General features: G+C 59.2%; 16 protein-coding genes, 1 tRNA gene and 2 pseudogenes. 10 read left to right on the top strand and 9 right to left on the bottom strand.

The window, feature by feature from the left end; genetic code table 11:
• Positions 1-30 precede the first annotated feature (30 nt).
• The 10 genes from thrS to L0Y14_RS06125 all read left to right on the top strand — a co-directional run bounded on the left by thrS (position 31) and on the right by L0Y14_RS06125 (position 9,224).
• Positions 31-1,947: a threonine--tRNA ligase gene (thrS, locus tag L0Y14_RS06080; protein WP_006474004.1), complete on the top strand. Its 1,917-nt coding sequence runs from the start codon at positions 31-33 to the stop codon at positions 1,945-1,947.
• A gap of 276 nt (positions 1,948-2,223) precedes the next feature.
• Positions 2,224-2,682: a translation initiation factor IF-3 gene (gene infC, locus L0Y14_RS06085; RefSeq protein WP_005964427.1), complete on the top strand. Its 459-nt coding sequence runs from the start codon at positions 2,224-2,226 to the stop codon at positions 2,680-2,682.
• A 54-nt stretch (positions 2,683-2,736) separates the two neighbouring features.
• The gene (rpmI, locus tag L0Y14_RS06090) at positions 2,737-2,934 is read left to right on the top strand and encodes a 50S ribosomal protein L35 (protein ID WP_006474006.1); all 198 of its coding nucleotides are present in this window, start codon (positions 2,737-2,739) and stop codon (positions 2,932-2,934) included.
• Positions 2,935-2,958: 24 nt separating this feature from the next.
• Complete coding sequence (gene rplT, locus L0Y14_RS06095; protein ID WP_006474007.1) at positions 2,959-3,318, top strand: 50S ribosomal protein L20; 360 nt, start codon at positions 2,959-2,961, stop codon at positions 3,316-3,318.
• Positions 3,319-3,427: 109 nt separating this feature from the next.
• Positions 3,428-4,456: a phenylalanine--tRNA ligase subunit alpha gene (pheS, locus tag L0Y14_RS06100; protein ID WP_006474008.1), complete on the top strand. Its 1,029-nt coding sequence runs from the start codon at positions 3,428-3,430 to the stop codon at positions 4,454-4,456.
• Between the two features lie 118 nt (positions 4,457-4,574).
• Positions 4,575-6,953 carry a phenylalanine--tRNA ligase subunit beta gene (pheT, locus tag L0Y14_RS06105; RefSeq protein WP_006474009.1) on the top strand — a complete coding sequence of 793 codons (2,379 nt, stop codon included), beginning with the start codon at positions 4,575-4,577 and terminating at the stop codon, positions 6,951-6,953.
• 3 nt (positions 6,954-6,956) lie between these two features.
• Positions 6,957-7,259 carry an integration host factor subunit alpha gene (ihfA, locus tag L0Y14_RS06110; protein ID WP_005964443.1) on the top strand — a complete coding sequence of 101 codons (303 nt, stop codon included), beginning with the start codon at positions 6,957-6,959 and terminating at the stop codon, positions 7,257-7,259.
• Positions 7,237-7,596, top strand: coding sequence for a MerR family transcriptional regulator (locus L0Y14_RS06115; RefSeq protein WP_005964446.1), 360 nt, complete (start codon positions 7,237-7,239; stop codon positions 7,594-7,596). Before ihfA ends, L0Y14_RS06115 begins: the two co-directional genes overlap by 23 nt.
• A 136-nt stretch (positions 7,597-7,732) precedes the next feature.
• Positions 7,733-7,809, top strand: a tRNA-Pro gene (locus L0Y14_RS06120).
• A gap of 671 nt (positions 7,810-8,480) precedes the next feature.
• A complete protein-coding gene (locus L0Y14_RS06125) occupies positions 8,481-9,224 on the top strand; it encodes a YiaD family glycine zipper/OmpA-like lipoprotein (RefSeq protein ID WP_005964452.1) in 744 nt (247 codons plus the stop codon).
• A gap of 156 nt (positions 9,225-9,380) precedes the next feature.
• Here L0Y14_RS06125 and L0Y14_RS06130 read toward each other — a convergent pair whose 3' ends face one another.
• The 9 genes and pseudogenes from L0Y14_RS06130 to L0Y14_RS06170 all read right to left on the bottom strand — a co-directional run bounded on the left by L0Y14_RS06130 (position 9,381) and on the right by L0Y14_RS06170 (position 20,989).
• Positions 9,381-10,007, bottom strand: coding sequence for a hypothetical protein (locus L0Y14_RS06130; RefSeq protein ID WP_251859280.1), 627 nt, complete (start codon positions 10,005-10,007; stop codon positions 9,381-9,383).
• Positions 10,008-10,077: 70 nt separating this feature from the next.
• The gene (locus L0Y14_RS06135) at positions 10,078-10,461 is read right to left on the bottom strand and encodes an SPOR domain-containing protein (RefSeq protein WP_050799327.1); all 384 of its coding nucleotides are present in this window, start codon (positions 10,459-10,461) and stop codon (positions 10,078-10,080) included.
• 71 nt (positions 10,462-10,532) lie between these two features.
• A pseudogene (locus L0Y14_RS16640) lies at positions 10,533-11,711 on the bottom strand (formylglycine-generating enzyme family protein); the annotation flags it as partial.
• A gap of 315 nt (positions 11,712-12,026) precedes the next feature.
• Entirely contained in the window at positions 12,027-15,911 is a 3,885-nt protein-coding gene (locus tag L0Y14_RS06145; protein WP_006474011.1) for a protein kinase domain-containing protein, read from the bottom strand.
• Positions 15,912-16,096: 185 nt separating this feature from the next.
• The gene (locus tag L0Y14_RS06150; RefSeq protein WP_006474012.1) at positions 16,097-16,324 is read right to left on the bottom strand and encodes a hypothetical protein; all 228 of its coding nucleotides are present in this window, start codon (positions 16,322-16,324) and stop codon (positions 16,097-16,099) included.
• 17 nt (positions 16,325-16,341) lie between these two features.
• The gene (locus L0Y14_RS06155) at positions 16,342-17,097 is read right to left on the bottom strand and encodes a PP2C family protein-serine/threonine phosphatase (protein WP_040818855.1); all 756 of its coding nucleotides are present in this window, start codon (positions 17,095-17,097) and stop codon (positions 16,342-16,344) included.
• Positions 17,094-17,831 (bottom strand): type VI secretion system-associated protein TagF, encoded by a 738-nt coding sequence (gene tagF / locus L0Y14_RS06160; RefSeq protein WP_320415586.1) that lies wholly within the window; start codon positions 17,829-17,831, stop codon positions 17,094-17,096. Before tagF ends, L0Y14_RS06155 begins: the two co-directional genes overlap by 4 nt.
• The gene (locus L0Y14_RS06165) at positions 17,822-19,600 is read right to left on the bottom strand and encodes a protein kinase domain-containing protein (RefSeq protein ID WP_251859281.1); all 1,779 of its coding nucleotides are present in this window, start codon (positions 19,598-19,600) and stop codon (positions 17,822-17,824) included. The genes tagF and L0Y14_RS06165 overlap by 10 nt, the downstream gene beginning before the upstream one ends.
• 36 nt (positions 19,601-19,636) lie before the next feature.
• Positions 19,637-20,989: pseudogene (locus L0Y14_RS06170) on the bottom strand (caspase family protein).
• Between the last annotated feature and the right edge of the window lie 146 nt (positions 20,990-21,135).

The raw sequence follows: 21,135 nt of genomic DNA on the forward strand, positions 1-21,135 counted from the left end.
GTATGGGCCACCACTGACAAGGAAAGAGACATGCCTGTCATCACCCTCCCGGACGGTTCCACCCGTAGATTCGACAACCCCGTCAGCGTCTACGAGGTGGCGGCCGACATCGGACCAGGCCTGGCAAAGGCGACCTTGGCTGGTCGGGTCAATGGAGAGCTGGTGGACGCCAGCTTCCTGATGGAAGCGGACAGTGAGCTGGCGATCATTACCAGTCGTGATGAGGCGGCGCTGGAGCTGATGCGCCACGACGCCGCGCATGTGATGGCCCAGGCGGTGCAGGAACTCTATCCGGGCACCCAGGTCACCATCGGTCCGGCCATCGAAAACGGCTTCTACTACGACTTCGCCCGCGAAGAGCCCTTCACGCCGGACGATCTGAAGAAGATCGAGCAGCGCATGCACGAGATCGTCAAGCGCGATCTGCCACTGCAGCGTGAGGTGTGGGATCGAGCCGAGGCGATCAAAACATTTGCCGAGCTGGGTGAGGACTACAAGGTCGAGATCATCCAGGACATCATCCCCGAGGGTGAAGAGGTCTCCATCTATCGTCAAGGCGACTGGTTTGATGTCTGCCGCGGCCCGCATCTGCCGAGCACCGGCAAACTCGGCAAGGGCTTCAAGCTGATGAAGGTGGCGGGCGCCTACTGGCGCGGCAACTCCGACAACGCGATGCTGCAGCGCATCTACGGTACCGCCTGGTGCGACAAGAAGGCGCTCAACGCCTATCTGCACCGGCTGGAGGAGGCGGAGAAGCGCGACCACCGTAAAATCGGCAAGGCGCAGGACCTGTTCCACACCCAGGAAGAGGCGCCGGGCATGGTCTTCTGGCACGACAAGGGCTGGAGCATCTACCTGAGCATCGAGCAGTACATCCGCGACAAGCTGCGCAACCACGGCTACCAAGAGGTGTGCACGCCTCAGGTGATCGACCGAAGCCTGTGGGAGAAGTCGGGTCACTGGGAGAAGTTCGGCGACATGATCTTCACCACTCATTCTGAGCACCGGGACTATGCGATCAAACCGATGAACTGCCCGGCCCACATCCAGATCTACAACCACGGACTGAAGAGCTACCGCGATCTGCCGCTGCGCCTGGCCGAGTTCGGCTCTTGCCACCGTAACGAGCCCTCCGGCACCCTGCATGGACTGATGCGGGTGCGCAACTTCGTGCAGGACGACGCCCATATCTTCTGCACCGAGGAGCAGATCCTCTCCGAGGTCTCCGACTTCATCGACCTGCTGTTCGAGGTCTACCGTGACTTCGGTTTCGAAGAGGTGCTGGTGAAGCTCTCCACCCGCCCGGAGCAGCGCGTCGGTTCCGACGAGCTCTGGGACAAGGCGGAGAAGTCTCTGGAAGACGCGCTCAACCACAAGGGGCTGGAGTTCGAGCTGCAGCCGGGGGAGGGCGCCTTCTACGGCCCCAAGATCGAATTCTCCCTGCGCGACTGCCTGGAGCGGGTCTGGCAGTTGGGCACGATCCAGCTCGACTTCTCCATGCCAGAGCGGCTTGGCGCCCACTATATCGCCGAAGACAATAGCAAGCAGGTGCCGGTGATGCTGCACCGGGCGGTGCTTGGCTCCCTGGAGCGATTCATCGGTATCCTCATCGAACACTACGCCGGCTCCATGCCATTGTGGCTCTCTCCGGTGCAGGTGGTGGTGATGAATATCACCGATCGCCAGGCTAAATATGCGGAAAACAGCGTCAAAGCCCTGCGTGAAGCCGGTTTTCGTGTCGAATCGGACTTGAGAAACGAGAAGATTGGCTTTAAAATCCGCGAACACACGTTGATGCGAGTGCCCTATCTGCTGGTCGTCGGTGACAGGGAGATGGAACAGGGTAGCCTGGCCGTACGGACCCGTAAGGGTGAAGACCTCGGCAGCATGCCGCTGCAGGAGTTCATCGCGAAAATGGCTGCAGAGGTGGCCGAACGTGTGAATTAGGATAAAGCACCGCTGGGTCGGTGCTTTTCTGCTTTCGAGTGGTTGAAAAGCCTGAGTGGCCAACTCAACCATAGATCAAGGTAATGAGTCGCCTTGGTCGACCGGTTTTCGTCAGGTTTGTCTGACGAAACCAGTGGCACGCCAATGTGCCACAGGCAGGCCGTCGTAAGGCATCACGGCCTGTTTTGGAGCTGAACTTCTGCGGAGGAAGCGACTATCGCTGCACCAAAAAAGCATCGCCTGAATGACGAGATCAATGTACCCCAGATCAGACTGGTGGGTGCGGACGGCGAACAGTTAGGAATCGTTTCGTTGAGCGAGGCCAAAGCGGTGGCCGACGAGGCGGATATGGACTTGGTTGAGATCGTACCGAACGCGGAGCCTCCGGTCTGCCGCGTGATGGACTACGGCAAGTTTCTGTTCGATGTGAAGAAGCAGAAACAGGCGGCCAAGAAGAAGCAGAAGCAGGTGCAGGTTAAGGAAGTGAAGTTCCGACCAGGGACGGGTGCAGGGGATTACCAGGTAAAACTACGCAACCTGGTACGTTTCCTTAGTGATGGGGACAAGACCAAGGTAACCATGCGGTTCCGCGGTCGTGAGCACGCACATCGCGAGCTGGGGCTGGAACTCCTGCAGCGGGTGGAAGCCGATTTGGCCGAATATGGTCAGGTGGAGCAGAAACCGGCGATGGAAGGCCGCCAGATGGTGATGGTGCTGGGTCCCAAGAAAAAGTAACCAAAAAGGCAGGCCCAATAGTGGGATCCCGCCACAAATTGCGGAGTTGAAGCAATGCCAAAAATCAAGACCAATCGTGGTGCCGCGAAGCGGTTCAAGCGCACCGCATCCGGTTCGTTCAAACGGAACGCATCACATCGTCGTCATATCCTGACGAAGAAGAGCACCAAGCGGAAGCGCCATCTGCGTTCCCCAGGTACTGTGCACAAGTCCGATGTGGCTGCCGCCCGTCGCATGATGCCTTACGCCTAACCTTTAACGAATCGGTACTGAAGAATGTCCAGAATCAAACGTGGTGTACAAGCACGCGCCCGCCATAAGAAGGTGCTTAAGGAAGCGAAGGGTTATTACGGTGCCCGTCGCAAGATCTATCGTGTCGCCAAGCAGGCGGTTATCAAGGCCGGCCAATACGCCTACCGCGACCGCCGCCAGAAGAAGCGCCAGTTCCGCGCTCTCTGGATCGCCCGAATCAACGCCGGTGCGCGTGAGTGCGGTCTCTCCTACAGCCGCATGATCGACGGCCTGAACAAGGCATTGGTCGAGATCGATCGTAAGATGCTGGCCGACCTGGCGGTACACGACAAGCCGGCTTTTGCCGCGCTGGCAGAAAAGGCCAAGGCCGCTCTCTCCAGCTAAAGCCTGTCGTCGAGTGTGGGCGGCTGTCCGCATGCATAACGGCGTCTATAAAGGGGGAAGGCCTTTGGGCCTTTCCCCTTTTTTGTTTCCCTCTCGAGGATGATTACAGATGAAAGATTCTGTGCTGAATCTGCAACAGCTGATGGCGGACGCAGAGTGCGCAGTGGCCTCAGCCGATGACCTGACCGCTCTGGATGAAGTGCGCGTCAAATATCTTGGCAAGAGCGGCCTGCTGACCGACCAGTTGAAACAGCTGGGCAAGTTGCCAAAACAGGAGCGCCCGCAGGCGGGGCAGGCGATCAACCAGGCCAAGCAGGCGTTGCAGCGCGCTATCGAGACGCGCAAGGCGCTGCTTGAAGAACAGGCATTGGCAGCACGGCTCTCCTCTGAGCAGATCGATGTGACCCTGCCGGGGCGTGGCTTGGCAAAGGGCGGGCTGCATCCGGTTACCCGCACTCTGGAGCGGATCGAACGCCTCTTTGCCCATGCCGGCTTTGATGTGCACGAAGGCCCTGAGATCGAAGACGACTACCACAACTTCGAGGCGCTCAACATCCCGGCGCACCATCCGGCCCGGGCGATGCACGATACCTTCTATTTCGACGCCCACATGCTGCTGCGTACCCATACCTCGCCGGTGCAGATCCGCACCATGGAGAGTGGCACGCCACCGATGAAGATCATCGCGCCGGGGCGGGTCTACCGTTGCGACTCCGATCTAACTCATACCCCGATGTTTCACCAGGTGGAGGGCTTTCTGATCGATCGGGATGTCTCTTTTGCCGATCTCAAAGGGGTGATCTACGACTTTCTCAGCAGCTTCTTCGAGAAGGATCTGAAGGTGCGCTTTCGCCCCTCCTACTTCCCCTTCACCGAGCCCTCGGCGGAGGTCGATATGGAGTGTGTGATGTGTGGTGGTGAGGGCTGTCGGGTCTGCAGTCACACCGGCTGGCTGGAGGTGCTGGGCTGCGGCATGATCCATCCCGAGGTGTTTCGCCACGTTGGCATCGACAGCGAAGAGTACACCGGCTACGCCTTCGGCATGGGGGTGGAACGGCTCACCATGCTGCGCTACGGGGTCAACGACCTGCGGCTCTTCTTCGAAAATGACCTGCGGTTCTTGAAACAGTTTGCATAATAATTGGTCGCGAATGGACGCGAGTCACCGTTAATTTCCGCAAAAAATATTTGCGTTTTATTGCGGTGATGCGCGTCCATTCGCGGTTTGAAAACGATTCAATAAAACGGGCAGAAAAATGAAATTCAGTGAAGCCTGGTTGCGCGAGTGGGCCAACCCTGCGGTCGCTACCGAGGAGCTGGCCGAGCAGTTCAGCATGGCCGGTCTCGAGGTAGATTCGGTGGAGCCGGTGGCCCCCGCGTTCAGTGGTGTAGTGGTCGGCGAGGTACTCGCCATCGAGCCCCATCCGGATGCCAACAAGCTGCGTATCTGCAGCGTCAATGTGAATGCTGAAGAGCCGCTGCAGATCATCTGCGGCGCGGCCAATGTGGCCGAGGGGATGCGGGTGCCGGTGGCGGTAGTCGGTGCCCGCCTGCCCGGTGACTTCAAGATCAAGAAGGCCAAGCTGCGCGGTGTCCAATCCCTCGGCATGATCTGCTCCGCCAGTGAGCTGGGTCTGGCCGATAGCTCCGACGGCATTATGCCGCTGCCGGCGGATGCTCCGGTTGGCGATGATTTCCGCGACTGGCTGCAGCTCGACGACCAGACCATCGATATCGATCTGACCCCAGACCGGGGCGACTGCCTGGGCATCGCCGGCATTGCCCGCGAGGTCGGCGTGATCAATCGCTGCCCGGTCACCTCGCCGCAGATCGACGAGGTGCCGGCGGTGATCGATGACCGCTTCGAGGTACAGCTGGAGGCCACAGAGGCCTGTCCACGCTACCTCTGTCGGGTGATCAAGGGCATCAATCCGACGGCCGAGACGCCGATCTGGATGCAGGAGCGGCTGCGTCGCAGCGGCATCCGCAGCCTCAGCCCGGTGGTGGATGTGACCAACTACGTGTTGTTGGAGCTGGGTCAGCCGATGCACGGCTTTGACCTCGGCCAGCTCAGTGCGCCGGTTCGGGTGCGCATGGCCAAGGTAGGCGAGAAGCTGACCCTGTTGGGTGGTCAGGAGATCGAGCTGAAGCCCGACACTCTGCTGATCGCCGATGCGAATCGTCCGCTGGCGCTGGCCGGCATCATGGGCGGCGAGGGCTCCGGGGTCAGCGCCGAGACCAGCGATATCCTGCTCGAGAGCGCTTTCTTCAGCCCCACCGCGATCATCGGCAAGGCGCGTGCCTATGGCCTGCATACCGACTCCTCGCACCGCTTCGAGCGCGGCGTCGATCCCCAGTTGCAGGCGCAGGCGATGCAGCGGGCCACCGCACTGCTGCTGGATATCGTCGGCGGCGAGGCGGGGCCGGTGGTGGAGGTCAGTGACGAGGAGAAGATCGAGGCGCGCCCGCAGATTCTGCTGCGCCATCAGCGCATTCAGCGTCTGCTTGGCATCGAGATTTCCACCGACGAGGTGGAGGATATCCTCAGCCGCCTAGAGATGCAGTTCTCCGTCGAAGAGGGGGGCTGGCTGGTTACTGCCCCCAGCTGTCGGTTTGATATCTCCATCGAGGCAGACCTGATCGAAGAGGTCGGGCGCATCTACGGTTATGCGCGCATCCCCACCCGGCGTGGTGCCTTTGGCATGGAGTTGCGTGGTCGAGCTGAGGCTGACTTCGATCTGCTGCGCGCTAAAGAGCTGCTGGTTTCACGGGATTATCAAGAGGTTATCACCTACTCTTTCATCAGCCCCGAGCTTCACAAGCAGCTCGATCCGGGGCGTGATGGGGTGCGTCTGGCGAATCCGATCTCGGCTGACATGTCGGTGATGCGCACTAGCCTTTGGCCGGGTCTGCTGCAGACCGCCCGCTACAATCTGTCGCGCCAGCAAGAGCGGGTACGCATCTTTGAGTCCGGTCTGCGCTTCCTCAAGAGCGCAAGCGAGATCGATCAGCGTCAGATGTTGGCGGGGCTGATCACCGGTCCGCAGTTATCGGAGCAGTGGGGCGGTGCAGCGCGTGCTGTCGATTTCTTCGATCTGAAGGCAGACCTGGAGGCGCTGTTTACCTTGACCGGGGCAGGGGCAGGATTTGCGTTCAGTGCTGCCGAGCACCCGGCGCTGCATCCAGGGCAGAGCGCCGCGATCGAGTTTGCTGGTCGGCAGATCGGTTGGATCGGTATGCTGCATCCTGCCCTGGAGCAGCAACTCGATCTGGATGGCAGTACCTATCTGTTCGAGGTCGAGCTGGAGGCGCTCAATGCGGGCCGCCTGCCGGCGTTTGCTCCGCTCTCCAAGTTTCCCTCGATCCGGCGCGACATTGCACTGCTGATGGATGCGGAAATCCCCTTCGACAGGGTTAAACGCTGCGTGCAAACGGCTGCCCCAGAAATTGTGAAGGACATCCGTCTTTTTGATGTCTATACTGGTGAGAAGGTAGATTCGGGGCGAAAAAGTCTCGCTTTGGGATTGATTTTACAGGAATCTTCCCACACTCTTACGGACGAGGAAGTGGATGCGGTGGTCGATGCTGTGCTCAAACGGTTAGCCGATGAGCTTGGCGCGAAGTTGAGAGAGTAGGGTATGTCACTGACCAAAGCTGATATGGCTGAAAGGCTCTTTGATGAGTTGGGCCTCAACAAACGTGAAGCCAAAGAGATGGTGGAGATGTTTTTTGAAGAGATCCGCCGTGCTCTTGAGGAAGGCAGTCAGGTGAAGCTCTCAGGCTTCGGAAATTTTGACCTGCGTGAGAAAAAGCAGCGTCCCGGTCGTAACCCAAAAACCGGAGAAGAGATCCCGATCTCCGCCCGCCGAGTGGTAACCTTCCGGCCGGGCCAGAAACTCAAGGCGCGAGTGGAAGCCTATGCTGGATCCCAACAGCAGTAACGTTGAACTGCCTGCGATCCCTGGCAAACGCTATTTCACCATCGGTGAAGTCAGCGATCTTTGCCAGGTGAAACCTCATGTGCTGCGCTATTGGGAGCAGGAGTTCCCCCAACTCAAACCAGTAAAACGGCGTGGAAACCGCCGCTATTATCAGCGCCACGATGTGCTGATGATCCGCCAGATCCGCAGCCTGCTCTACGAGCAGGGCTTCACGATCGGTGGCGCCCGACAGCAGATGTCAGGTGAGCATGCTAAGGATGACCACATCCAGAGTCAGCAGATCGTCAAGCAGTTGCGCATGGAACTTGAGGATCTACTTCAGATCCTCAAGAGGTAGTCTTTTACGATTGACAACAGCAGGGTAACTGCATAGTATTCCCCCTCCTTTGCGGAGCTGCTAATTTTCCCGCCAGATGGGAGGTGGATCCGCGGGGATCTGGAGCCAGGTCGATTGGCCTGTATCGCCAGAATCTCCGGGCGTAGCGCAGCTTGGTAGCGCACCACAATGGGGTTGTGGGGGTCGGATGTTCGAATCATCTCGCCCGGACCAGTTTTTTATAATACTTTCAGTGGGTTGCAGGGACGCAGCCAAGATAAAGAAAAGCGGTTGCGCAAACTTTGTGGCGCTGAGTTGGGAGCACGGCTCGATTTCCAACCGCCAGCATCTCCTTATCGTCCATTCATGCCCGTCCGATAGAGATTCGTGATGCTCTTGCGGGTGTGTTCTCGCAAGGTCTGAATCTGCTTCAGGCTCCATCTTTGTTTCTCCCGCAGGAACTCCTCGAAGCCTAGCAGTTCGTGAAATGCTGGCCTGGCGCTACACTGTCGAACGGGTCGGTGGCTTCTCTAGCTGCCATGAGGCCTTTGCTTATCTCCTTGCTCTTTCTGAGTCTCCAGGGTTTGTGATGGATGAGATAGGGGCAGGCGAGCGGGAGGCTTCGATGATCTCGGCATCAGCCCTCAGAGTAGGTTGATGTTCTTAGCGATCTTCATAACGCAGGGTTCTCGCAGCCCTCAGATTTAATGGCCGGGGGACGGTCGTTCAGAAAGAGCCAGAAAACATAACTCGAAGCTCTGTGTCATTCCCCAGTCCGAATCTGAAAAGCGCCAACTCTGGGAAGGTCGTCTCCGGCAGGCTTTGGTTTTTCTTATCCCGGGATTATGCTATTAAGAAATTAGGTTTATTAGTCCCATTTTGAGCAGACAGGACGGGCAGCAACAGTGTCGATCTATGCAGTGTTTCATATCTCGACCGAAGGGGTTGCTAAGAGGTGGGGAATACGCCAGCGTCAGGCTGTTGCAACATTTCTGGTCGCCGCCTCGCTGCTCTCCGCTTGCGCCACGGGCGATCCCGATCGGAATGCAAAATCCGGCGCTGCCATCGGCGCCATTGCCGGTGCGGTGGTTGGCCACCAGCTTGACGACAAGCACGGTAAAATTGTTGGTGCCGCGGTAGGTGCCTTTGCTGGAGCGATGGTCGGGGTTTATATGGACGAGCAGCAGCGTTCGTTCGAAAAGGAACTCGCCGAAGAGCGGGAGAAACAGGAACTCGCTATCCAGCGCTACGAAGACGATACTCTGAAATTGAACCTCAACAATGAGGTGTCATTCGCCTTCGACAGCGCGGCGATCAAACCAAGTTTTGAATCTACCCTGGAGAAGCTAGCCAGGATCCTGGTCAAATACAACCAGACCGTGGTGCATGTAGTGGGGCATGCAGATGATACGGGCACGGCGGAATATAATCAGCACTTGTCCGAGCGCCGGGCCGAAAATGTTGCCTATTTTCTTGAGGATCAGGGTGTGCCTGCTGCACGCATCCGGGTCGAGGGGCGGGGGAGATCGGAGCCACGGGCCTCTCATGAGACTGAGGGGGACCGCCAGCTCAACCGCCGGGTCGAGATCTACGTACGTCCCATAAAAAAAGGGCAGGAAGAACAGGCCTACGAGTCGCCGCGATATTGAGTGTAAGGGAATGCAGGAATCGGCTTGATGTTCCGATGGGCTCCTCGTTGCCGGGGGAGTCAAAACCGGTTTGGGCTAGCCACTAGGAAACTCTTGAGCGATAAACCGTGGTCTGTCCCCTATTGTCCTCTGGTCTGTCCCCTATTGTCCTCGAGTTCAATGCGGATATTTAATATCATATCCATGCCTCATCAGTTCAGCTTGATAATCATCGAGCTTCTTTTCCATTCCTTTCAGTACAGCCGAGCAAAGATCCTCTTTGTTATCATTGCTTATGAATCTTAGGTACTTCTTGAGCGTCGATTTGCGACCCATAAGTTCATCATTAGCAAGCTTATCTAATCGTTTTACTGCAGCATTGCTAGCTTCTTTCCATGCTTTGTGCCAACGTTTTTCTTCTTCGCCAAGAAAGGCAAAGCAGTCAGCGTACGCTCCCGTTTTTTCTTTTGCTCGCTTTAGATATCTGTTGGAAGATGAAGGGATGGTTTCGTCAAATGCCCATGCCGTGATTGTATAGGCAACTGCGCGAAATCCATATAGACGGTCTCCTGCTTCCCATGCATTTATCCAATTAATAATATTAATGATCAGGTTAAGGACGAGAACAGCCACTGATATGCCTGTGGCAGTATGAGCTAATGTGGTTCCAGGGCCGATGAGGGCTGCAATTGGCTGGAATGATAAAATGTTGTCGGTCAACCCTAAAGCATCTCCAATTTTTGATAATACATTTACTCTGTTGATCTGAATCAACAAAGGGTTGGGCCAATAAATTGCTTTCATTCGCAGCCAAGCTGGATTGGTGTAATTCCACACGCAGTGTTTTACCCACTCTTTCTGTCAAGAATCTCATTTACAACTCACCAATCTCTTTTATCAGCAAGCGAGGCACTTGTTTGCGCAAAGAAGCGGGCAGGGCTTTGAAGGCGTTTTCCGCGGCAGATTTGGTCGTGAAGAGCCCGTAGAGGATCCGGTAGTTGAAGCCTGTCTCGTTTGAGCTGACCAGCTTGAGGGGAAGGTCAGGGTGGTGTTCGACGAGCTCTCCCAGCCTGTCCAGCCGTTTGAGGCTAAAGAGCTGCACCGTATAGTGCTGCTTATCCTGGCGTGACAGCCACCAGTCGCCCCATTTTTCCAGGTTTGCCTGATCGGGCTTGAGATAGATGTCCCGCACGACGCGAAAGCCGGTGTAGCGGTTGGCCCTGGTCTGGGGTAAGGATGACCTGGCGGATGAGCGCAAGGACCCGGCGGTTTCATTGTAGCCGCCCCGCGCACGACGCGCCGGTCTGAACTCTGGTCGAAATGGGGACTGCCGTCGGCGGGGGCGCCGGCGTGATCGTCATGCCAGTTGTCCAGGACCCACTCTTGGACGTTACCGGCCATGTGGAACAGGCTGAAGGCGTTGGGATTGGTGCGTTGCGGCTTGCTGGCTTGCGGTGCGTCCTCACCACCGTGACGGGCATAGTGAGCATAACTGCCGAGGTCGGCCTCGGCTACGGGATAGGGGCCGGTGCTGCCTGCCCGTGCGGCATATTCCCACTCCGCCTCGGTAGGCAGGCGGTAGCCCTTGCCCGTCTGCTTTGCGAGCCAGGTAGTGTAACGTTGGGCATCGTCCCAGCTTACGTTGACCACCGGAAGGTCAGCGCGATTCCATGGCTGCTCAGGGCAGACCGTGCCACTCTCCCGGCAGAAGCGGGCATACTCCCGGTAGCTGATCTCATGGGTGGCGATGGCGAAGGGGTAGGCGATATTGACCAGGTGTACCGGCTGTTCTTGGGGTTCGCTGTCGCTGCCCATGACAAACAGTCCCCCAGGCAGCACAGTGAGCCACGGCCCCCGCTCACCAGTCTGGAGGCTGTCTTGACACTGAACCTGGTTAGGGCTGGTAAAGCGCGGCCGGCAACCTCGGGGAACAGGGACCTCCACGCTGGATCGTTGCTTGCGCGAGGTGGGCGTCCTCGGCTGAGTTTCAATTTTTTGTTGCACCGACTCTTTGGCTAAGGTTTGTTTAATCGGGGCTTTAGTCGACGCTGCCGCCTTTGGTTTCGGCGCTGCAGCGGTTACTGGTCTGGATGGTGCTGTTGGGGACGGTGCGGGTGTCTTGTGGTTGACGGGCCGTTCGGTTGGGGCTGGAAGCGGGCGGGATTTTACCTCAGGCGCAGAAGCGGAGGGGAGCGTGTTTTTCTCGGTAGTGTTTTGCAACTCCAGCCGGTGGCCGAAATCCACCAGCGATTTTACGATCTCTCCATTGCTGCCTGCAGCCAGTCCGCGCTCCTCCTCAAGCCGTGACCGGAAATCGGTTTCCAGGACGCGGAACCATCGTGAGGATTTTGCCTCCGCCTGAGCTTGCGCTCCCCGGCTTTGCCACTCCTGCAGAAGCTGCTCCTGGCTCTCCTTACTCCAGTCGCCTGCCTGCACGAACCCCCGTAACACCGTTGCCAGTGCGGCCCCTGTTTCTGGAATTACGGGTGGCGGGGGCGATTCGACCATGGGTGTAGGAGGTTGCGTTTCAGGTGGCACAGCAGGTGCTGGTGCGAGCGGTTCGTCCTTCGCCGTGAAGAGGAGAAACAATCCGGCCCCCGCCACCAGTAACAGACCACCGGCAGCGGCGGCGAGGGGGAGGATGGAATGGGTTGCGGAGGCGGATGCCGGTGTATTTGAAGCCGGTGCCGCCTTGTCCGATGGTGACAGGGCATCCAGCAACCCGGCACGCCGAGTGCGGTAGCTCTCCCGGTCGATACGGCCCTCAGCGAACTCCCGTGCCAGTTGCCGCAATCTGATTTGGGGCTGCGTGTTGCTCATGGCCTACCCTTTGATCTCACGCAGAAGCCGGAATCCGGTGATCTGCTCGGCAGCGCCTCCGTGCTGTTGGTTGAGTTTAATACTGCAGGTGGCTGCCGGTGAGTTGTAGTGACCGCCCATGACCTTGCTACCGTTTGGGCCGATCACCCACTCCTGCAGGTTGCCCACATAATTGAACAGACCCCAGGTGTTCTGCGGTGCCACATTGACCTCGATGGGTGCGCCACCCTTGACCACCGAACCACCGCTGAGCAGCAGGCAATTGAAATCTGAGCCGGCAGGTTGACGCCCTTTAGCCCTGGCGGCGTGCAGCCATTCCTCCTCTCGTGGCAGCCGGTAGTTATGACCGGTCTTTTTGCTCAGCCACTCGGCGTAGGCCTGGGCCGTCTGCAGTGAGATGTTGTTCAAAGGCAGCTTGGTGTTTTTCCCTGAGAGGGGTTTACACTTGCTGCTCAACCGACAATAGGTATTGTAGTCACCGACGGAGATCTCGTAGCGACCGATGGCGTAGGGCGTGGCGCTCCCCCCACCCGCGGGCACCACTACCATGATGGGCCCCCGTTGTTTCCCATTCAGCAGATCGTAGCAACGGAACTTGCTGCTGCGCTTGCCATAACCGGCGTATTTTGGATTGCAGCGGTCCTTGGAAGAGGGGGGGCGCAACTCCTTCAGTTTTTTCCTGAAGATGGCATGGTCGTTCCAGAGTTTGATGGCCTGTTCCACCTTGGTGATGGCCTGTTTGCGATCCTTTGCCTTCAGTGCAGTCTTGTGTTCGGAAAAGGTTCTTTTCGCCTGTTCCAAGCGCGCTTTCAGGGAGTTACCGAGGCGCGCCAGATCAGGGTGACCCGACTCCTTCTCCTTTGCCTCCTGCAGCAGCTTGAGGGCCTCGTTGAGACGCCCTGCCTCGACCGCCTCTATACCACGTGCAGCAATAACCGACGGCTTCGGTGGCTCGGCGACGGAAACTTTTGTCAATGCCCGGTTATCGGGAAAGAGTTGTCTGGCGACGACGAGTAGGGAAGCGGCAATCGCTGGATCCCTTGCGGTTTCAACACGCTTGATGAGCAGTGCGGCATATTTTTCCTCGGCCACGGGGTACTGCTCGGGATATTCCTGTTGCAACTGCTGTAACTCGGCATCGAGTGCGCGAAGTTTGTTGGGTGGCCGTTTCTTCAGCGCCTGGCCAACCTTTTTAAACGCGGTCTTGCGCTGGAAATCTCTCAGCTTTTCGGTAAGTTCCGGCATTTCCGGGGCAATCTCCAGACCGTGGCGAACCAGTTTGATGGCCGCGGTAAAGTCATCTCTCTTGGCCCGTCTCTGTGCCAGACGGAGATAGGCCTTGCCAATGGCCTCGGGCCCGGTGACCTGAAGGAAAGGGTCATTTGCCGGTAACTCCTGCTGCAACTCCTGCAATGTCTTGTGGGCCTGGGTAACGTCATTTGCCTTGGCCTGGGTGAGCAGGGACTGTTTGGTGCCCTCTACTCGAGCCAGCTGGATGCGTTCCCTGTTCTCCCGCTCCCAGGCTGACTCCGCCTTGGTCAGCGCCAAGTGTTCCGCCTTGAAACGATCCGCCATGGCCGGGGCAAAGCGTTCGCTCTGGCTCAGCAGGGTGCCGGCTCTTGTGAACTGGCCCGCATCACGCTCCTTTCCGGCCTGCTGTAGGTAGAGCCGGGCGATCTCATTCTTCTGTTTGCCGAGCCAGGGGTCATCCGCCGTAATCAGGTTTTGAAGACCTTTCAGCGCCGTCTCCAGTTCCTGTTCCCAGGAGGCGGTGAACCGTGCTCCAGCGGTCAACCGTTCGATGCCCCGTTTGCGCTCGGCGATCTCCTCAGCCAGCAGTTCCGGGGCGCGTTTGCCGCCGAGCAGACGTTTCTGCTGTATCCGCATGTAATCGCCAGAGAGTTGGCCGGCGAACTGCTTCAACAGGGTATTGGCGCTGCTCCACTTCTCCTGTGCGATCAGCGGTTCCAGCTGCGGCTGAAGTAACTTGCGCAAACCGGCTTCAGCCTGGCTGAGCAGCGGGTCGTCAGGTTGGATCATGCGCAGCTGTTTGAGCTGTTCGTCCAGTTCCCGATAGCCATTGAGCGTATCGATGCCGGGCAGCCTCTGTTTGAGATCCCGATGCAGGTCGGCCAACAAGCTCTGGGCCTCTTCTTTGTTGCGCAGCAGGCGGACCCGGGCCGCCAGATTCTCCAGCGCCACGTCATCAGGGAACTGTTTCAGGCCTGTTTCCGCCAGGCTGGCGGCCCGGTCCACGTCATTTTTCGCCAACAGGCGGTTGGCCTGCTGGCTATAGGCATTGGCGAGACGTGGGTCGGTGAGCAGCGGATGTTCGGGGCTGATCTGGCGCAGGATTCCGAGAACATCTGCCATATCATCCATTACCGGATCGGGCAGCAGACGGCCGGCGCTCAGGTTTTCGTTGAAACGGCTATCCAGGCGATTGAGCAGATCGTTGCGGGCATCCTCCATACGCTGGGTGGTGCGGAAGATCTGGATTGAGTCGGGGTAGAGGGTGCTGGCTAGGGTCATCTGCCGTTCTGCGGCGGCATAGTCGTAGCTTCCCTCCTGGGGGGCGAAGGCATCATCAGCCAGATTGATGTAGTAGGTGAGGAGTGCCTCACGGGCGCTGGCGATCACCTCGCGCTTCTGATTGGGAGGGAGTTCCTGTGTAACTTGCAGACCTTCCTGGACCTGTTTCGGGGTGCCTTGGTTGATGATGCCGATGAGGCGGGCTACGGCCTTGGCGGACAACAACCGCCGGGATTCGGGGCGGAGTTCGGTGGCGTCTTCCAGCAGCTGGGGGATTCGGGCCAGGGTGGAGCCTTCGATCTGTGTCGCCAGTTCGGTTGTGCGCTGCTTCTCCAGGTAATCGGGCACCAACAGCCAGCCCAGCAGCCCGGCACCTATGGCGGAGAGCCCGGCGATCAGCGGCAGCCGGGATTTCTTCGGGGTCAATTCGTCGAGAAACTGCTCGACGTTGGGGGTGCGGTCTTCGCGTTGGAAGGCCAGCCCCCGCTGCAGCCCTTTCCACTGGCGCCGGGTCAGGCCCTTGACCCGTTTCGGGCGTAACCCCTTGCTTTGCGCCTCGGTGGTGGGCTTGCGGCCGAAGGGGCGGCCGCCGGTGAAGAGTTCGTAGGCGACGATGGCCAGGGCATAGATGTCGTCCCGGGGATCGGGGTCCTGGCCCTCCAGCATTCCCAGGCTGGCGTAGGTGGGGGTGAGGGCGCCGAGGGTGCCGGCGTCGAAGGCGGTGACATCGCTGCCGGCCTGGGGGATCTTCGGCTTGGCCGCCCGGGCGATGCCGAAATCGAAGACCTTGACCTCGCCATCCCGGGTGAGGAAGACGTTGCCGGGTTTGAAGTCGGAGTGGATGATGCCCGGTTTGTGATTGTGGGCGGCCGCCAGCGCCAGCCCCATCTGGGTGATCAGTTTCAGCGCCTGCTCCGGTGGCATGCCGGTGCCGCGCAGCTTCTTGATTATCTTGTCGAGGGGGCTGCCCTCGAGGAACTCCATGGCGATGAAGTAGTTACCATGTTCGTCCTTGTCGAAGTCGAAAATGCCGATGACGTTGGGGTGTTTCAGGTCCTGGGCCTTGCGCGCCTCCCGCTGCAGCGCCATCAGGGAGGCGGCGTGCTGTTTGAAACTCTCGTTCAGCAGCTTGAGGGCAACGTAGGGGTTACGATCCTTTGCCTCGACCTTGCGTTGGTCTAGGGCCTTGAAGACCACGCCCATACCGCCGCGACCGATCTCCTCCACCAGTTCAAAACGTTGTTTGAGGGTGTCGCCTACTGCGGGCTCGTGACTGATCCGATGCGATGAGGTGGTGGTCCCCATCCCGCTGGTATCGGCCCAGGAGGAGCCGTTGGAGGTCTGGGAGGGTGTCATGGGCGGTGCACAGTACGCCTGCTGGCAACCCGGGTGGCCTCGTCGCCGAGAGGGGGGCGAGGTGTCGGACCGCTGGCGATGCGCGTTGCTTCGTCGTCGATCACGGGTTCCTTGCCGGGGCCTGCGACTACCCGGGTTGCATTGTCACTGCCGGTGATACGGGTGCTGCCGTCCCGAGGGGGCTCCTAGTCAACCCCGGGGGGAAGCACCGGAGTTTCCGCTTTGGCGGGGGCTGGCATCTCGATCCGGGCCAGCAGCATGGCGTGGATTTGGGGTGGCAGGTGGCCGGCGCGAAAGCCTTCGTCTACCGCCTCAATCAGTTCGGGAATCTGTTGCGGGGCTTCTTCGGCGATCCGGGACAATCGCTCGATCAACTCGTCGGCGTCAATGGCGCCTTGACTGAGCCCGTTCAACAGGATCCTGAAATCCGTCATATTTGTTCGGGCGGCCCCGCATCGGCTCGGGCTACCACCACGGTGACGTTGTCTCTAGCCCCACGGTCTAGGGCGAGGTCGATGAGCCGGTGGCAGTAGTTCTCGGGGGGCAACTGCATGGCCAGAATCTCCCCGATCTCCCGGTCCGCCACCTCCTTGTTGAGGCCGTCACTGCAGAGCAGGTAGAGGTCGCCCGGTTCGACCTGGGTATCGCCCATGTCGACATAGAGCTCTTCTACCGCCCCCACCGCCCGGGTGACCACGTTGGAGGCGGGGTGGTTCTCCGCGTCTTCCCGCAGCAGCAGGCCCCCTGCCACCAGCTCTTCCACCTGGGTGTGATCCTGGGTCAGTTGGGTCAGTTCGCCATCGCGAAAACGGTAGGCGCGGCTGTCGCCGGCCCAGAGCAACAACAGGTGGGCGGCATGGGCCAGCATCACCACAACCGTGGCGCCGATAGTCACGTTGCCGCCGCGGTGAGCGGCCTCCGTCAACAGTTGATGGTTGATGTCGAGCAGGGTCTCTTCCAGCAGATCCACCTTCTTGCTCAGGACTCCCGGCAGGTGCAGTTGCTGCATTCGCTCCACGATCATGCCGCTGGCCATGTCGCCTGAACTGTGTCCCCCCATGCCGTCTGCCACCACCCAGAGGCCCGATTCGTTTCGGTCGAGGTAGGCATCCTCATTCAGTTTGCGGACCTTGCCGACGTGGCTCAATGCGGCGGAATCCCAATGTATGGTGGACGTTCCGTTCATTTGGCTTCCGTTTCTGCTGGTTCACTGATGTCCGGTTTACTCCCGTTTTCACTCACTGGCGTGGGAGAGGGGGAGAGGGTGACCCGGTACTGGCCCCAGTTCCAGTTGACCCAGTTGCCGTCGAGCAGGGCGGCAAAGCCCTCAATCGGCGGCAGCCCCTCGGTGACCAGCAGGGAGGGACGAACCCGTTCCGAGCCCTCGCTCCACCAGAGGCTGTAGGCGGGAAAGGCCCGTTCTAAAAGGGTCTGGTTCAGGGCGGCGGTCACCGGGGAGACGGATTCGAGAGAGGGAAGTTCGAACTGCCAGGCCGACCGACCCATGCCACCGACGCTGACTGCCCCAGGACGAGGGGGGATCACCGGTGGCGGCAGATCGATCAGGGCCTGATCGAAACCCTCCAGGGGGATCTCTTCCGCCAGCGAGCCCAGTGCCAGCTCCTCGCAGCGTGAAAACCACCGGCTGTCGTCATGCAGCAGGGCGGTCAGATTGCCACCTGATTCTAGCGGGGCTGCCACTGTGAGGGGGAAGTAGCGTCCGACACGGTCCACGCTGGGCATCAGGATGCCGCACCAGGCGGCCTCGCCGCATAATCCGGTCGAGAGGGCGAAGCGCCAGATTGGGCTGGTGAGGTAGATGTCGAGCCAGCTCTCACCAAGTTGCTCAATCAGCGCTCTGAATTGAAGTATCTGATGATAGATCGGTTGCGTTATCTGAATATGCTTACTTATTTCGATTGCAGCCGTTTTTTCAAAAGCTGGAGCTCCCTGTGCTTGGGGACCGCCCGCAGGCCCTGATTGAGCATGGTTTGTGCTGCTGAATTATCTCCCTGTTCCATGGCCTGCCTGGCCTGGTTCGTAAAATGGGTGGCCACCTGATCCAGGCCGTTCCGGGCCTTCCGGTTTCCGGGGTCCATCTCGAGGACCGCCTGATAGGCCTCTACCGCATTGCTGCCTTTCGGTTCCAGATAGCGACCGACCATCCGGTGAAGCTCGGCTACCTCCAGGATGCGTTCTACCTTGGCCCGAGTTTCGGCATCGAGTTCCTTGGGCCTGGGTTTAGCCTCGGCCGTTGGTGTTTCATCGGGCTCCAACAGCTCCCTTGGGATCGTTGCAGCCGGCCTTGTTTCTGCCGGTTGTTCGACCACCGGCGTTGGTCGGGGTGAACTCTTCGGCCTGTCCGTCCCCCCGTCTATCCAGAGATAGATCCCGACCCCCACAACTGCCAGCAACAGGGGGACACCCGCTGCCAACCCCCACCACTTGAGGTTGGCGTCGTTTCCACCCTTCAGCTCCCGTAGAAACTGCTCAAGATCAGGGGTGCGCTCACCGCGTTCGAAGGCCAGGGCATGGACCAGTGCCTGATTCTGTCGGTGGCTGAGTCCGGAGATGGGTTTGGGTATTAATTTTCGACCGCGGGCTTGGTTAGCCGGCAACTTGTCGAAGGGGTGGCGTCCGGTGAGCAGTTCATAGCTGACGCAGCCGAGGGCGTAGATATCGTCCCGCGGATCGGGGGCCGCCTGGTCGAACATCTCGCAACTGGCGTATGCCGGAGTGAGGGCCTCCCATTTGGCGGGATCGAAGACGGTGGCGTCGCCAGAGTTCTGTCCTGGGGGGTTAAAGGCGCGGGCGATACCGAAGTCGAGTACCTTGATCTCTCCGTTCTGCAGGATGAAGGCGTTACCCGGCTTGAAGTCGGCATGCACGATATCCTTTCTATGGGCGTAGGCCAGACCCTGAGCCATCCCCTCGATGATCGGTAGGGCCTTCTCCAGGGGCAGACCGCTGGGCCGGATTTGCTTGATCAGGTGCTCCACCGACTCGCCTTGCATCAGTTCCATGGTCATGTAGACCCTGTCACCATCCCGGTCGAAATCATAGACCGTGGCCACGTTGGGATGAGCTAGGCGTTGGGCCTTCTTGGCCTCCCGCTGCAGAGCGATAAAGGCATCAGGATTCTGCTGCACCGCTTCGTTGAGCACCTTGATGGCGACGTAAGGATCCCGGTCCCTCGCCTCTTCCTTACGCAGGTCCTTTGCCAGGTAGACCACGCCCATGCCGCCGCGGCCGATCTCATCCTCCAGCACGAAACGCCCGTTGAGGATGTCGCCCACCAGCGGGCGACTTGCGTGGACTGAGGAGAGGGGTGGTGCAGAGGAGGCTTGTGTTTGAGCAACGCGGGAGGGAGATGGCACTGGGGTACCGACGATACGAGTTGCCTGGTTAGAAATCGGGACCGGATGGCCCGTTCCCCGATCCGAACGGATACGAGTTTCCCCACCCGCTGCATCCTCCGCGGATTCCGTATATTGAGCGAGACGGGCACGCAGGGAGGTGACGATCTGGGCCGGGATCCGGTTACTGCGCTGCAACTCGTCCAATAGTGTGGCGAGTTCCGTCTGGCTATTCGGATGTAGCAGCAGTTGGGCGTCGAGCCTGCCCAACAACCTATCCAGATCCATGCGTCCGGTAAAAAAGTCGTCCAGCGCCGCCCTGAATTCATCCATGGAGTGAAGCATTCCAACTACAGCGAGTATCTGGTATCAACGCTGACCAACCAGAAGGAATTCCCCAAACTCATGACCGGTGCGCTTGAGCTGGGCGTATTGAGGGGATTGATCAACGTTGAGTTCCTCGGCCCGGGCTGACACCCGTGACTTGACCTCGCGGAACAGTTTGGCACCCTCGAGTATCCCCTTGCTCTCGCTCAGTACATCGATGAGCGCATTGGCAAACATGGAGTGTCCATTTCCGCTGTCATCCAATACCGGTCTCACACCGCCGGAGGTCAACACGTAGCGAGATCGGGCCTTGGCGATGACCCTGAGCCATTTCATGCGGGTCTTTTCCGACATGCCGGGATCGAGTTCAGTGTTGACGGCCCGTGTGAGGGCTCCGGAGTAGCAGGAGTCGGTCACCACCAGTACATGCTTCGCCGACATGGCGTTGAGGATGTCGGTGATCGCCACGGTGGAGATTCAGTTTGCGGTGCTGTCGGTTTCCGCATCAACCGGCAGCCAGTGGCCCCGGTTGTAGGTCTTGTCATACTCACCGTGGCCGGCGTAGTAGAGCAGCAGGTTGTCTTTTTCGGTGAGTTCCCGGCGGGTCTTGTTCAGAGCGGAGAGGATCTCGTAGCGGGTCGCGTCGTAGAGTCGGGTGACGGTGAATCCATAGCGCTGCTTGAGGATATCGGCGATCGCATCCGCATCGTTTTTTGGGGTGGAGAGGTCATCAAGTTTTTCATAACGGGCATTGGCGATGATCAGGGCATGATAGTTTCCGAAGACGCTCGGATCGTTGTCGACACCGGCGCCAGTCTCAGGCTGCTCCTGCAGGGGTTCGGGCAGCAGCCGGAATTCCACCGTGTCCCGTTTGCCCTGATTGTCCACGGCGACGATGGTCACGGGCGTCTTGGAACGGGTCACCGGCACCTCGGCCTTGAAGATGCCGTGTTCGTCCACTTTGTGAGACTTGCCATTGATGGTCAAGGAGATCAGGCCGGCGGGGGCGTTGATCTTGCCCACCACGGTGCGCTTGTCGGCATCCGTCGGTGTGATGACATTGGTGATGGAGCGGGTATTGGCAATGGGCGGATCGATGATGTTGATCACCGGGCCGGGCAGGTCGCTGCGCGCCGGCGGGGCCGAACGGGTGACGGTGGGCGCAGCAATCGGTCGTTCGTGGCGGATCACCGTCTCTTTCTGGATCATCACCTCGGGACGGGCCATGCGCTTGATCTTGGCCGCCTTGATCTCCTTGATCTGTTGCAGGATGTTGCGGGCCTCCTCCTGAGTGACCCAGATCACGTCGTAGCTGACCAGACCTGATTTGGATTTCAGTAGCACCTGCTGCAGCTTTTGGCCGGTGTTGGGGTCGGTGCAGTCCGCTGACTGCATCTTATAGGGATCCCGGGAATCGAAGGAGGAGAATAGAACCCGATGTCACCGGAGCAGTCGGTGGTCTGGGCCGTCACCTCGAAATCGAGTGCAGGAAGAGAAAGCGGCACACTTAACAGGAACAGCATCCAAAAAAGGCGAATAAT

It is taken from the genome of Candidatus Endoriftia persephonae, from assembly GCF_023733635.1.
Taxonomy (GTDB): domain Bacteria; phylum Pseudomonadota; class Gammaproteobacteria; order Chromatiales; family Chromatiaceae; genus Endoriftia; species Endoriftia persephonae.